General features: G+C 71.0%; 10 protein-coding genes, 1 tRNA gene and 1 pseudogene. 5 read left to right on the forward strand and 7 right to left on the reverse strand.

Translation table 11 applies throughout. The features are described from left to right. Position 1: 1 nt before the first annotated feature. The 5 genes from Q9R28_RS15110 (at position 2) to Q9R28_RS15130 (ending at position 5,494) form a co-directional block, all read left to right on the forward strand. The gene (locus Q9R28_RS15110) at positions 2-2,563 is read left to right on the forward strand and encodes a transglycosylase domain-containing protein (RefSeq protein ID WP_311206490.1); all 2,562 of its coding nucleotides are present in this window, start codon (positions 2-4) and stop codon (positions 2,561-2,563) included. Further along, on the forward strand, positions 2,554-3,516 hold the full coding sequence (locus tag Q9R28_RS15115) for a metallophosphoesterase (RefSeq protein WP_066655158.1): 963 nt from the start codon (positions 2,554-2,556) through the stop codon (positions 3,514-3,516). The genes Q9R28_RS15110 and Q9R28_RS15115 overlap by 10 nt, the downstream gene beginning before the upstream one ends. 103 nt (positions 3,517-3,619) lie before the next feature. Continuing rightward, positions 3,620-3,693 (forward strand) — tRNA-Pro (locus Q9R28_RS15120). A gap of 155 nt (positions 3,694-3,848) precedes the next feature. Continuing rightward, on the forward strand, positions 3,849-4,877 hold the full coding sequence (locus Q9R28_RS15125; protein ID WP_066655160.1) for a sensor histidine kinase: 1,029 nt from the start codon (positions 3,849-3,851) through the stop codon (positions 4,875-4,877). Further along, positions 4,874-5,494, forward strand: a complete 621-nt coding sequence (locus Q9R28_RS15130) for a response regulator transcription factor (RefSeq protein WP_209685095.1) — start codon at positions 4,874-4,876, stop codon at positions 5,492-5,494. Before Q9R28_RS15125 ends, Q9R28_RS15130 begins: the two co-directional genes overlap by 4 nt. 40 nt (positions 5,495-5,534) lie before the next feature. Here the strand turns inward: Q9R28_RS15130 and Q9R28_RS15135 are convergent, their stop codons facing one another. From Q9R28_RS15135 to Q9R28_RS15165, 7 genes and pseudogenes are all read right to left on the reverse strand, one after another. After that, complete coding sequence (locus Q9R28_RS15135; protein ID WP_311206491.1) at positions 5,535-6,572, reverse strand: LLM class flavin-dependent oxidoreductase; 1,038 nt, start codon at positions 6,570-6,572, stop codon at positions 5,535-5,537. Positions 6,573-6,693: 121 nt separating this feature from the next. Continuing rightward, positions 6,694-7,329 carry a thymidine kinase gene (locus Q9R28_RS15140; RefSeq protein WP_066655166.1) on the reverse strand — a complete coding sequence of 212 codons (636 nt, stop codon included), beginning with the start codon at positions 7,327-7,329 and terminating at the stop codon, positions 6,694-6,696. Further along, a complete protein-coding gene (locus Q9R28_RS15145) occupies positions 7,329-8,030 on the reverse strand; it encodes a response regulator transcription factor (protein WP_235426346.1) in 702 nt (233 codons plus the stop codon). The genes Q9R28_RS15140 and Q9R28_RS15145 overlap by 1 nt, the downstream gene beginning before the upstream one ends. Continuing rightward, entirely contained in the window at positions 8,017-9,195 is a 1,179-nt protein-coding gene (locus tag Q9R28_RS15150; RefSeq protein ID WP_311206492.1) for a hypothetical protein, read from the reverse strand. Before Q9R28_RS15150 ends, Q9R28_RS15145 begins: the two co-directional genes overlap by 14 nt. Beyond that, the gene (locus tag Q9R28_RS15155; RefSeq protein ID WP_311206493.1) at positions 9,192-10,484 is read right to left on the reverse strand and encodes an ATP-binding protein; all 1,293 of its coding nucleotides are present in this window, start codon (positions 10,482-10,484) and stop codon (positions 9,192-9,194) included. Before Q9R28_RS15155 ends, Q9R28_RS15150 begins: the two co-directional genes overlap by 4 nt. 349 nt (positions 10,485-10,833) lie before the next feature. Beyond that, positions 10,834-11,905: pseudogene (locus tag Q9R28_RS15160) on the reverse strand (Rv2578c family radical SAM protein); the annotation flags it as partial. Positions 11,906-11,959: 54 nt separating this feature from the next. Further along, the gene (locus Q9R28_RS15165) at positions 11,960-13,447 is read right to left on the reverse strand and encodes a malate:quinone oxidoreductase (protein ID WP_311206495.1); all 1,488 of its coding nucleotides are present in this window, start codon (positions 13,445-13,447) and stop codon (positions 11,960-11,962) included. Between the last annotated feature and the right edge of the window lie 23 nt (positions 13,448-13,470).

Here is a 13,470-nt window from a genome sequence, read left to right on the forward strand (position 1 = left end):
TATGTCTGCCCAGAAGTCTGCCTCGCGGACCAAGCCCGTCTCCGCGATCGGCGCCTTCGTCGGTTTCGTCGGTTTCAGTGCGCTCGCTGGTCTGCTGGTCACGATCGGGGTCACCCCGGCGATCGCCGTCGCCGGCGTCACGACGACCTCGACCATCGGCGTGTTCGAGTCCCTGCCGGAGTACATCGAGATCGGTGACCTCCCGCAGCGCAACGAGATCTACGCCTACGCGAACGGGCAACCGGTCAAGCTCGCGACGGTCTACGACCAGAACCGCGAGGAGCTCAAGTACGACCAGATCAGCGACCAGCTGAAGAACGCCGCGATCGACGGCGAGGACAAGCGCTTCTGGGACCACGGTGGCGTCGACATGACCTCGCTCGTCCGCGCCGGCGTCGGCAGCATCGCCGGCGGCCTCGGCGAGTCCGGCGGTGGCTCGACCCTGACGATGCAGCTCGTCCGCAACATCAAGATGCAGCAGGCCCTCGAGCTCCCGTCCGAGGAAGAGCGCCAGAAGGCGTACAACGACGCCGTCGAGCAGACCATCCCCCGCAAGCTCGAGGAGATGAAGCTCGCCATCGGCCTGGCGAAGAAGTACTCGCACAAGGAGATCCTGACCGGGTACCTCAACATCGCCTACTTCGGCGACCAGACGTACGGCGTGCAGGCCGCCGCACAGCACTACTTCAACAAGTCGGCGACCAACCTCACGCCGGCCGAGGCGGCCTCGATCCTCGCGATCGTGCAGTCCCCGAACACGCGCAACCTGGCGAACGAGAAGAACTACGAGGCGAACAAGGCTCGCCGCGACGTCATCCTCAAGTCGATGTACGCGCAGAAGCACCTGACCAAGGACGAGTTCGACAAGGCGATCGCGTCGGAGCCCAAGGACTACGTGCACCTGACCGAGCCGAACCAGGGCTGCCAGTCGGCGGCCGGCAACGGCGCGCAGTTCTTCTGCGACTACGCGGTCAAGGTCGTCAAGCAGATGTCACAGCTGGGCGGGACCCAGAAGGAGCGCGACCAGGCGTGGCGCAACGGCGGCTACAAGATCCAGACGACGCTGGACATCAACCTGAACGGGCAGCAGAAGGACCTGCTGAACACCTACGACCCGAACACCGAGTCGCGGCTGCAGCTCGGCGGCGCGCTCAACTCGGTCGAGGCGTCGACGGGGCGCATCCTGACGATGGCCCAGAACAAGGACTACGACCAGTCCCTGCAGTCCCCGCCGACGGCGACGTCCATCAACTACAGCGTCGACAAGGAGTACGGCGGCTCGATCGGCTTCCAGGTCGGCTCGACCTACAAGGTCTTCACGCTGCTCGACTGGCTCAAGGCCGGGCACGGCCTGAACGAGAGCGTGAACGGCACCCCGCACAACACGTCCCAGTGGACCCAGTGCGGCTCCACGATCACCTCGCCGTGGGCTCCGAAGAACGACTCCGCGGGTGAGAACGGCCAGTTCACAGTCGCCCGTGCCACAGCCCTCTCCGTGAACGCCGCGTTCGCGTCGATGGCCGCGAAGCTCGACCTGTGCGACATCCGGCAGACCGCAGTCGACCTCGGCGTGCACTCCGCCGACGAGAAGACGGAGCTGAACGCCTACCCGTCGTCGATCCTCGGGACCAACAACATCGCGCCGCTGACCATGGCGTCGGCGTACGCGACCATCGCCAACGGCGGGACCTACTGCGCCCCGATCGCGATCGACCAGGTCACCGACGCCTCCGGCAAGGAGCTCGGCGGCCAGCCGAAGCAGTGCAAGCAGGTGCTCGACCCGAGCGTCGCAGCCACCGCTGCGTTCGCGATGCGCGGCACGATCCAGTACGGCACCGCGCAGGGCGCCCAGACCCCGGACGGCACGCAGCTGTTCGCCAAGACCGGCACGACGGACGACGCCGACCAGATCTGGCTCGTGGGTGCGAGCTCGAAGGTCGCGACCGCCTACTGGCAGGGCAACACCGACGGGGCGAAGAACAACCTGCGCCACTACTACAACACCGCGGGGTACGGCTCCTACGCGTCGCAGCGTGCGCACGTGTGGCAGCAGGCGATGATCCCGATCAACCAGCTGCACCCGGCCGACCCGTTCCCGACGCCGTCGCAGACCGCGCTGCGCGGCAACAGCGTCAACGTTCCGGACGTCCGCGGGAAGACCGCGGACGCGGCCCGTGCGACGCTCGCCGGTGCCGGCTTCACGTACGTCGACGGCGGAGCCCAGCCCGGCGGCGGCACCCCGGGGACGGTCTCGTCGACCTCCCCGGGCCCGGGATCGCTCCTGTCGACGGGGTCCAGCGTGACCGTGTACACGACCGACGGCAGTCAGACGACGGTCCCCCAGGTCACCGGGAAGAGCGTCAGCGATGCGCGCGGCGCCCTGCAGGATGCCGGCTTCACGAAGATCGCGCTCTCGGACGGCTACGCGAAGGGCGACGGCGACAACAAGTGCAGCGTCGCCGCGGTCGACCCCGGTGAGGGCACCGCGGTCGGCAAGGACGCGACCATCACGCTGCAGCTGTTCGGCAACAAGAACGGCAAGGCCCCGAAGGAATGCCGGTGAACCGTGGTCGCGCCGCGCTGGGAGTGATCGCAGCGGGCGCGACCGTCGGAGCGGCGACGGCGGCGTGGGGTTCCCTCGTCGAACGTCGCCGCTTCGGCATCCGCTGGGAGACCGTCCCGGTGCTGCCGCCGGGGTCCCGGGACGTCACCGTCCTGCACCTCTCCGACATCCACATGGCGCCCTGGCAGGCCGACAAGCAGCAGTGGCTCCGCGACCTGAGCCTGGTCGAGCCCGACTTCGTCGTGAACACGGGCGACAACCTCGGGCACCCCACGGCCAACACCGCGGTCGAGTACGCACTCGAGCCGTTCCGCGGCGTCCCGGGCGCCTTCGCGCACGGTTCGAACGACTTCTACGGCCCCTCCCCGCGGAACCCGTTCAAGTACTTCACCGGCCCGAGCAGCCACCCCACCGGCCGCCGTCCGGTCGAGCTCGACATCGACCGGCAGACCGCGTTCTTCGAGTCGCTCGGGTGGCTCGACGTCAACGACCAGGCCCACGCGATCGAGCTCCGCGGATCGCGCTTCGAACTGTTCGGCACCTCGGACGCCCACCGCGACTGGGACCGTCTCGACCTGCTGCCGACCAACGTCGACGAGATGCGCAGCGCCGTGCCGTGGACCGAGGACGAGGACGGCCCCTCCCCCGTCGCGATCGGCATCACCCACGCCCCGTACCGGCGCGTCCTCGACGCCTTCGTCGACCAGGGTGCGGACATCGTCTTCGCCGGGCACACGCACGGTGGTCAGGTGCAGGTGCCCGGGGTCGGCGCACTCGTCACGAACTCCGACCTGCCCCGGCAGTACGTCAGCGGTCTGCACCGTTGGCAGCACCGTGGACACTGGTCGTGGCTCGAGGTCTCGGCGGGCATCGGCACGTCGATCTACGCTCCGGTGCGGTTCTCCTGCCGCCCCGAGGCCGTGGTCGTGACACTCACCGCGAAGACCTCCTGACCCGAGCCGCCGCGACGCGCCCGGGTGTACCGCGAATGGTCGTGAGCACCCTCGAACGTCCGGTAGACTTTCCTGGTCGCTCCGATTCGGAGCAACCACACCGCGGGGTGTGGCGCAGCTTGGTAGCGCGCCTCGTTCGGGACGAGGAGGTCGCAGGTTCAAATCCTGTCACCCCGACACTGTGTTGAGACAGTAGAACAGCAGGGCCCTGATCCACTCGGATCGGGGCCCTGCTGCTTTCCCGGCACGCTCCTCTGCGTCTGTGTCCGGCGACACAACGCCCGGTCGTCGAGCACGTCGACGAGACGGAGGCCGCTACGCTCGCAACCGTCATGACGATCCCCGCCCCGCTCCCCACCGTCCTCGCGGAGATCGGCGCGCACTTCCCCGAGCTCGCCGACGACCCGGTCCTCGCGCAGAGCCTCCTGGACAACGTGACGTCCATGATCAGCGAAGCCCACGAGCGTTACGCGACCGGCGACGGGACCGCGAGCGTCGTGAGCGACCGGTACCTCGACCCCGAGCACCTCGCGACCGGCGTCCTGCACGCCGAACGTGCGCAGCACCCCGCCGGGGCCATGCTGGCGGCCGAGATGCTGTTCGACGCCTACCTGCCGGTCTTCGTCGACGAGGTCGGAGCGCGCACCACGGACGAGGTCCTCCGCGCCACCCGGGCACTGCACGCGGGCGTCTGGAGTCGGTTCCCCGCAGGGGCGATCGCGTACACGGAGGCACTCCGGCAACGGGTGACCTCGACGAACCTCGACTCGCGGGAGCAGATCGCCCGCGACCTGCACGACCGTGTCGCACACGGGGTGCTCGCGGGACTGCAGCGCCTCGACCTGGTGCTGCTCACCGACCCCGCGGAGGCAGAGCGGACCGCGCAGCTCGAGTCCGCGGCGCGGCTGCTCCGAGGAGCACTGACCGACGTGCAGGACCTCGCGCTCTCCCTGCACGCCAGGGTCGGCCAGGACCGGCTGGACGACGCCCTGCGGCGGCACGTGGACGACCTGTTCCCGGGGGACGACCGCCTGGTGATCACGACGACGGGCGTCGCCGGCACCCTGCCGAACTGGAAGGCCGAGGAGGCGCTGACGATCCTCCTCGAAGCGCTGACCAACCGACGGAAGCACGCGCCCGGTTCCGCGGCGTCCGTCGAGTTCGCGTGGTCGCCGGGGACGGTGGTCGTGACGGTGCGGGACGACGGCCCCGGGTTCGCTCCCGACGCCGTCGCCGAGGGCCGCCTCGGGCAGCGCACCATGCGTGAGCGGGCCGGTGTGCTCGGCGCCCGACTGGACGTCGAGAGCGCCCCGGGCTCGGGCACCGTCGTCCGGCTGACCGTCCCGAGGGGAGCCATGTGACCGCCGTCACCCACGTCGCGATCGTCGACGACCACCGACTCTTCCGCGAGGGGCTCGCCACGATCCTGGCAGCGGTCCCGACGATCCGGGTCGTCGCGCACGGGGAGCGCCCGTCCGACGTGCTGGACTCCCCCGAGGCGGCCGCGATCGACGTGCTCCTGCTCGACGTCGAGCTCGACGGGCCACCGGCGCGGACCACCATCGCCACCGTCCGCCGCCGACACCCGCACATCAGCGTCGTCGTCCTGACGATGCACCGTGACGCCGTCCTCCGCCGCGCGCTGCTCGACGCCGGAGCCGTGGACTTCGTGACGAAGGACACCCCGAGCCGGGAGCTCGTCGGCCGGATCGTCCGAGCGACCCGCAGGGGTGCGGGTCCCGTGACGTTCCCGGTCGACCTGGTCACCGACGCCCGCGCCGGGTCACCGCTCAGCGACCGCGAGCTCGAGGTGCTCCGTCTCGTCGCAGATGCGCGGTCCAACGCCGAGATCGCCACCGAACTCGGGCTCGCCGTCGGCACGGTGAAGCGGCACGTCTACAACGTCTACCGGAAGCTCGACGTCGGGACGCGCGTCGCCGCGATCACCGCCGCGACGCGCCTCGGGCTCCTGGCCTGACGGCTCCCACGGCCGGACGGCCGCAGCGGGCGTCCGTCCGCTAGACCGTCGCCCCCGCCGGCACCAGGCGGCCCTCGGCCTGCAGGGACGCCACCACGTCGAGCGCCTGGTGCCGGTAGCGCGCCTGGGCAGCACCGGGCGCGACGATCACCCCGTCGGCACCGGTGGACGCGACGAGTTCGTTGATCTTCGTGGCGACGTGCTCGCGGTCGCCGTAGGCCTGCCGCTCCGTCCTCGCGGCGATGAACCGGCGCTCGAGGTCCGAGAACTCGTACGCGCGGGCCTCGTCCATCGACACCGGCTCGGGCTTGGCACCCTGTCGCATCCGGATGAACGAGATCATCCCCGGAGCGCTCTGCTCCTCGACGACCGCGGGGTCCTCGTCGGTGACGACCTGCACGCCGATGAGGGCGTTCGGGGTCTGCCGGAAGCGCGACGGGCGGAACGAGTCTCGGTACAGCGCGAGCGCCGCCTCGGTGTTGTCCGACGCGAAGTGGTGCGCGAAGGCGAACGACACCCCGAGCGCGCCGGCGACCTGCGCGCTGTAGCCCGAGGAGCCGAGCAGCCAGAACTCCGGCACGTCGCCGTAGCCCGGGACCGCACGGATGCGCGACAGCGGGTTCGACGCGTCCATGCCGGTGAAGAAGCCGATCAGGTCGGCGAGCTGCTGGGGGAAGTCGTCGACGTCGAGCCGGTCGGTGCGGCGCAGCGCCATCGCCGTCGCGCCGTCGGTCCCCGGGGCGCGCCCGATGCCGAGGTCGACGCGGTCGCCGTACAGTGCGCGCAACGTGCCGAACTGCTCGGCGATCACGAGCGGCGCGTGGTTCGGGAGCATCACCCCGCCGGAACCGATCCGGATGCGTGACGTCGCGGCGCCGACGGCGCTGAGCAGCACGGCGGGCGCGGACGAGGTGATGCCCGGCATGCCGTGGTGCTCGGCGACCCAGACACGCTCGTAGCCGAGCTGCTCGGCGTGCACGGCCATGTCGATCGACCCCTGCAGGGCCTCGGTGTTCGACTGGCCGTACTCGCGGGTGGCCAGGTCGAGGACGGACAGGTGCACGGTGGCGTCGCTCATGGGGACGACAACCGTCGCCGGCGTGCGCGCATTCCGCGCCGCGGACCGGCCTGGAGGCGCGGGGCGGCGCCGCACCGCGCCTCCCGTCCGGCGGTGGCCCACCTGACGGACGTGGGTCGGATCAGTGGGCGAGCTCGCCGTCGAGCCGTCCACCCGACTCGCTGAGGTAGCAGTTCGCGCAGAGCGACTCGTAGGTGACGTCGACCCCGTCGATCGCGACCTGGGACCCGTCGAAGACGAAGCGGCCGTCGACCTTGCGCGCGTTGAACACGGCCTTGCGGCCGCACCGGCAGATGGTCTTGAGCTCCTCGAGCGAGTGCGCGACCTCGAGCAGTCGCGCGCTGCCGGGGAACGCCTCGGTGCGGAAGTCCGTGCGGATGCCGTAGGCGAGCACGGGGACCTCGTCGAGCACGGCGACGCGGAGCAGGTCGTCGACCTGGCGCGGGGTGAGGAACTGCGCCTCGTCGACGAGCACGCAGCTCACCGGACGCACCATGCCGTCGAGCCGATCCGACTCGGGGTCGGTGGCACCGGCGTCGGCGACCGCGTGCCGGACGTCGTCGTGGGGGGCGAAGACGACGTCCACGGAGCGTGTGACGCCGAGTCGGGACACGATCTCACGGTCGCCCTTGGTGTCCACCGACGGCTTCGCCAGCAGCACGCGTTGCCCGCGTTCCTCGTAGTTGTACGCGGCCTGCAGCAGCCCGGTGCTCTTGCCGCTGTTCATCGCGCCGTACCGGAAGTAGAGCTTCGCCACTACGCGAGGAACCCGTCCTCGGCGGCACGACGGATGAGGTCCGACTTCTTCGACGCGGGGCGGCCGACCTTGCTGTACTTCTCGCGGACGCGGCGGAGGTAGGTCTTGGCGGTCTCGTACTGCACGTTCATCTGCGCGGCGACCTCGTTCGTCGAGTAGCCGGACACGTACAGGCGCAGTGCCTCTTCCTCGCCCGCGCTGAGCTTCGGGCGCTGGTGCGCGCTCGCGCCGGTCGGCAGCGGGCGCCAGTCGCGCTGCGCCGGGGTCTCCCGCGAGACACCCATGACCTCGCGCGCGACGTCCATGACCTCGCGCATCGGCAGCGACTTCGACAGGAACGCGGCCGCACCGGCAGCCAGGGCACGGTCGCGGGACTCGCGGCTGTCGACGCTCGAGAGCACGATGACCTTCGCCCCGGCGGCACGGCAGGTGCGCACGCGGGCCTCGATCGACACCGGCTCCTTGAGCTGGAAGTCGAGGAAGACGAGGTCCGTCGGGAAGTTCTCGCTGTGCACCATCTCGAGCCACGTGTGGGCGGTGAGGGCGAGGTCGAAGTCGAAGGCGTTCACGGCGATCCAGCTCGACAGGCTGTCGAGCAGCACCTCGTGGTCGTCGAGGATCGCCAGCCGCACGCGTCGGGTTCCGGGCTGCGGGAGCGGTGGCACGCCCTCCGTGGTCCGGTTCGGGTCAGTGCTGGTCATAGGAGAACCTTAGTGCGAGGGACGATGGTCGGACGGCGACGTCGAGGTCGGGGAAGGTCACGCGGAGCACCGCGAAGTAGGGGTCGAACGTGCGGTGGATGCCGACGTCCGAGTCGTCGACCGCGAGCTCCGTGCGGACCTCGACGCGGTCGGGTGGCGCACCGGGCTCGCGCGAACGGCGGACCGTGGCACGGAACCGCGCGGGGTCCACCGTCGCTGCGCCGAGCGCCGCACGGAGGAACGTCCGGACCACGGTCCGCTGGTCGGTGTCGAGCGTCGCGATGAGGCCGTCCGGGTCGTCCACCGACTCGGCGGACCCGCCCTCGACGGCGACCGCGTACTCGAGCCACGTCCGGTCGGCGTCCGCGACCATGGCCTGCCGGATGCCGTCCGCGATGGAACGAGCGCGTGCGCGGTCGGCGTCGGTGATCACCTCACGCGTCCGGAGTTCGGCGAAGAACGGGGCGACGTCGCGCGCGAGGATGACGGAGCGGTCCTGCTGCACGCGCGCGGCGATGCCGTCCCGCTCGGCGCGCGCCACCGAGTACGAGCCCGCACGGATCTGCACGCGCTCCGCCAGGCCGCCGAAGGTCCACGCGAACACGACGGACGCCGCGGTGAGGACCAGCGTCGGCGCGGCGGCGAGGAAGGCGGCGACGGTCACCGGCACCTGGTGCGGGAACACGGCGGCGGCGGCACCCCAGGCAGCTGCGTCGACCGCCGCCAGGACGAGCCCGCCGACCGCCAGGTCCCGCCACGGTCGGTAGGGCGCGACCGTCACGATCCCGGTGGCGGTGAGCAGGCACATGAAGTCGTTGAGCGCGTTGCGGTCCGGCCCCCACTGCGCCGCGACGCTCGCGGCCGACGCTGCGCCGAGCAGCACGACGTGGAGCACGTACGCCCAGCGCGGGAACGGCGCCCGGAAGGGCGACGACGACGCGATCACGACCGCGCCCGATGCGCCCAGGAGCAGCACCGTGAGGGCGCTGAGCGTCGGGCTGCCGACCACGTCGCGGTCGAACACCGACACGAGCAGCGCCCACAGCACGCCGGCCGCACCGAGCAGGACGGCGAGGGGGCGGGAACCCATCGCGCCGAGCGGGTCCCACTGCTGTGCGGTCCGAGCGCCCCGGACGGCGGCCCGCACCGCGTCGACGCGACTCACCGGGCGGCTCCGCGGTCGGACTCACCCGTGACGGCGTACGACGCCGCGCCGCCGGTCCGTGCGCCGCCGGTCCGTACGCCGCCGGTGTGTGCTCCGTCGGCGCGGGCCGCGTCCTCGCTCGTGTAGGGCACGGTCATCATGACGCTCGTCCCGGATCCCGGCGACGACCACACCTGGACGTCACCGCCGACGCGGCCGATGCGTTCCCGGACCGAGCCGCGCAGCCCCATCCGGTCGCTGCCGGTCTCCTGCTCGTCGAACCCGCGGCCGTCGTCGACCACCATCACCGTGCACGACGAGCCGTCGTCGAAGACGCTGACCTCGGCCTCGTCGGTCCCCGCGTGCTTGCGGACGTTCGCCAGGCACTGCCCGACGGCCCGGAGCAGTGCCGTCGCCGCCGACGGGTCGAGCCGCGCCAGGGCAGCCGGATCACCGGTGACCGCGACCGCGAGCCCCGCCGCCCGGTGCTCGTCCACCATCGCGTCGAACGCGGCACCGGCAAGGGCCGGGTCCGGCTCGGACGTCGGGTCGGACGACGCGAGCCACTGCTTCCCGGTCAGCATCGCGACGTCGGCTTCGACCGTGCGCGCGAGCTGCGGGTCCATGGGGCCGTCGGGAGCGAGCGCGATGGCACCGAGGTGGTTGAGGACCGTGTCGTGCAGGATCGCCGCGGCCTCGGCCTCGACCCCGGCCCGGTAGGCGGACACGTGCTCCTCGCGCGCGGACCGGAGCAGCTCGGGCTGGACGCGCTCGGACCGAGCGGTGTTCCGGCTGGTGAAGAGCACGAGGGCGACGACGAAGCCCAGGGTGACCCAGGCGAGGATGAGTGGTCGGGGCGGCCCGTCCGCCTGCAGCACCGCGATCCCGGTCGCGAGCCGACCGACCAGGAACCCGCCGAACGACCAGACGACGACGCGACTCGCGACCGCACCGGCCCCGCCCACGAGCACGAGCGGGATCACCGCGAGCGACACCAGGTAGCTCGTCACCCAGCCGGCGGGCACCTCGCGCTGCACGATCGTGGTGAACCACCACGTGCAGACCCCGCCGGTGACGAGGAAGGCCACGGCCGAGCGCCAGGTGCCGAACTGCACGTGCACGCCGATCATCGCGAGCATGGGGAGGAGCGCGAGCACGGCCCCGGCGACCCGCACGTCGGGCTCGGCCAGTCGGTACAGCAGCAGGGTCACGGCGGCGGCGACGACCGATCCGATCGCCGCTGCGTGGAAGGCGCGCACGGTCGACCACGCGTTCACTCGCGGAGCGAGGTGCGTGGGGATGCCGAGCACGGGTCGATGGTCCTTCCGAGAGTCGTCCGGTCGCCGTGTGACGCGACCGTCCGGGGGCCGGTCGTGTACCCCGAAACGAGCACGATCCGGCGACCCGCTCGATGCTACCGCCGATCACCGACACAGGGTGTCCCCCGAACGCGGAAGGTGGACGCTCCTCAGAACAGGGTCGGTCCGGACGGGCCTCCGATCACGGTCGTCCCGGCACCGCGTCGGTCGAAGTCAGGGTCGGCACGCTTGAGCGGCGACGAGGTCGGGCGGGACTGCTCGTCGAGCGACACCGGGACGCGGTACCCCTTCGTGATGCCCCCGTTCGTGATGACCGACCCGACCAGGGCGCGCGGTCCGGTGTCGCCCGACCCCGGACGCGGTGCACGCGGAGCGGTCGCCGCCGCGGCCCGCTCGCCGGGTACGAGGTGCGCCTGCCGGTCGCTGAACCCCATCGAACCGGTCGCCGGGTCCACCCGGCCGAGTCCGAGACCGTGCGCGGCCAGGATCGGACGCACCCGGTCCGCGAGCCACCGGCGGTAGTCCGCGGGCGCGTAGGTGTTGTCGAGGTACATCGAGCGGTAGCGCGCGACGAGGTCGGGACGGGTCCGCTGCAGCCAGGCCGCCCACCACGGCTTCACGCCAGGACGCAGGTGCAGTGCGGAGTACATGACGCTCGAGGCGCCGGCCTCGGCCGCGCGACCGATCGCTTCGTCGAGGTGCGCGCGCGTGTCCGTGATGAACGGGAGCACCGGCATGAGGAACACCGAGCACTCGAGCCCCGCGTCGCGGATCGCCCGGACGGTCGCCAACCGGGCGGCGGTCGTCGGGGTCCCGGGCTCGACCTGCTGCTGCAGCTCGTCGTCGTACACGGCGATCGACATCGCCAGGTCGACCGGGACGCTCCGTGCCGCCTCGACCAACGTGGGCAGGTCACGCCGCAGCAGCGTCCCCTTCGTCAGGATGCTGAACGGGGTGCCCGAATCAGCCAGCGCGCGGATGACCCCGGGCATCAACCGGTAGCGCCCCTCGGCACGCTGGTACGGGTCGGTGTTGGTGCCGAGCGCGACGGGGTGCCGGTCCCACGACGGCTTCCGGAGCTCACGGCGCAGGACGTCCGCGACGTTGGTCTTCACGACGATCTGCTGGTCGAAGTCGGCGCCCCCGTCGAACTCCAGGTACGTGTGCGTGGGCCGCGCGAAGCAGTAGACGCACGCGTGACTGCAGCCGCGGTACGGGTTGATCGTCCACCCGTAGGTGCCGCTGCCGTCGGCAGCCGGCACACGGTTCAGGGCACTCTTCGCCAGGACCTCGTGGAAGGTGACCCCGGCGAACTCCGGCGTGGTGACGCTGCGCACCAACCCGCTGTTCGACTCGAGCCCCGGCAGGGCGTCACCGCGCTCCGCTCCGATCGACTGCCCGCTCCACCGCATGCCCTCATTCGAACACACGTTCGAACCAGGGGCAAGTCGCCCGAGCGGCGGGGCTCAGTGGTGCAGACCGAGGACCTTCGCAGTGTGCTCGAGGGTCTCGTCGGCGAGCTGCGGGTCGGCGCCGAGGTCCTTGCCGTAGGTGGGCACCATCGTCCGCACCATCGGGGCCCAGGCGTCCCACCGGTCCGGGAAGCACCGCTGCAGCATCGTCAGCATGATCGGCACCGCGGTGGACGCACCGGGGCTCGCGCCGAGCAGGCCGGCGATCGAGCCGTCGGCCGAGGTGATGACCTCGGTGCCGAACTGCAGCACCCCGCCCTTGTCCGGATCCGGCTTGATGACCTGCACGCGCTGCCCGGCGGTGATGCGGTGCCAGTTCTCCGGTTCGGCGGTCGGCATGAAGTCGCGGAGGGCGTCGAACTTCGTCTGCTTCGACGCCAGGAGCTGCCCGACCAGGTAGCGGACCAGGTCGAAGTTCGAGAACGCCACGCTCAGCATCGGTCGCAGGTTGTGCGGTCGGATCGACCGGAACAGGTCGAGCAGCGAGCCCTGCTTGAGGAACTTCGGGCTGAACCCGGCGTAGGGGCCGAACATCAGCGACGCCCTGCCCTCGACGATCCGGGTGTCGAGGTGCGGCACCGACATTGGCGGAGCGCCGACGCTCGCCTTGCCGTACACCTTCGCCGCGTGCTTCTGCACGACCTCGGGGTCGTCGGTGCGCAGGAACTCGCCGGACACGGGGAACCCGCCGTACCCGCGGATCTCCGGGATGCCCGACTTCTGCAGCAGGCGCAGGGCCCCGCCGCCGGCGCCGACGAAGACGAACTTCGCCGCGATGCGCTGCGTCGACCGACCGATCTCGTTGCGGACGTCGAGCGCCCAGCCCTCGGAGATCTTCGACCGCGTGATCTTCTGCACCTGGTGCGACGGCTCGAACTCGACACCGGCGATCTCGAGCTCGTCGAAGAGCTGCTGCGTCAACGAACCGAAGTCGACGTCCGAGCCGGCGGCCGAGTACGTCGCAGCGACCGGCTGGTCCTTCTTGCGCCCCGGGATGAGCGCGGGCGCCCACCTGCGGATCTGCGCCGGGTCGTCCGAGTACTCGATGCCCGCGAAGAGCGGGTGGCCCTTGAGCGCCTCGTACCGCTTGCGCATGTACTCGACGTTGTCCTCGCCCCACACGAAGGAGATGTGCGGGGTCGGGTTGATGAAGTTGGACGGCTGAGGGAGCGCGCCGGTCTCGACCAGGTGCGCCCAGAACTGCCGCGAGACCTGGAACTGCTCGTTGACGGTCACGGCCTTGGCGATGTCGACGTGTCCGTCGGGCATCTCCGGCGTGTAGTTCAGCTCGCACAGCGCGGAGTGACCGGTCCCGGCGTTGTTCCACGGGTTCGAGGACTCCTGCGCGACCGAGCCGAGCCGCTCGTACACGCGGATCTTCCACGTGGGTTCGAGGCGGTGGATGATGGCGCCGAGCGTGGCGCTCATGATCCCTCCCCCGATCAGGACGACGTCGATCGGGTCCACCTGCTTCACTGCCACATGACGATCCTACCCACTGCCGC

The sequence above is a fragment of the Curtobacterium sp. BRD11 genome (assembly GCF_031844345.1).
GTDB lineage: Bacteria > Actinomycetota > Actinomycetes > Actinomycetales > Microbacteriaceae > Curtobacterium.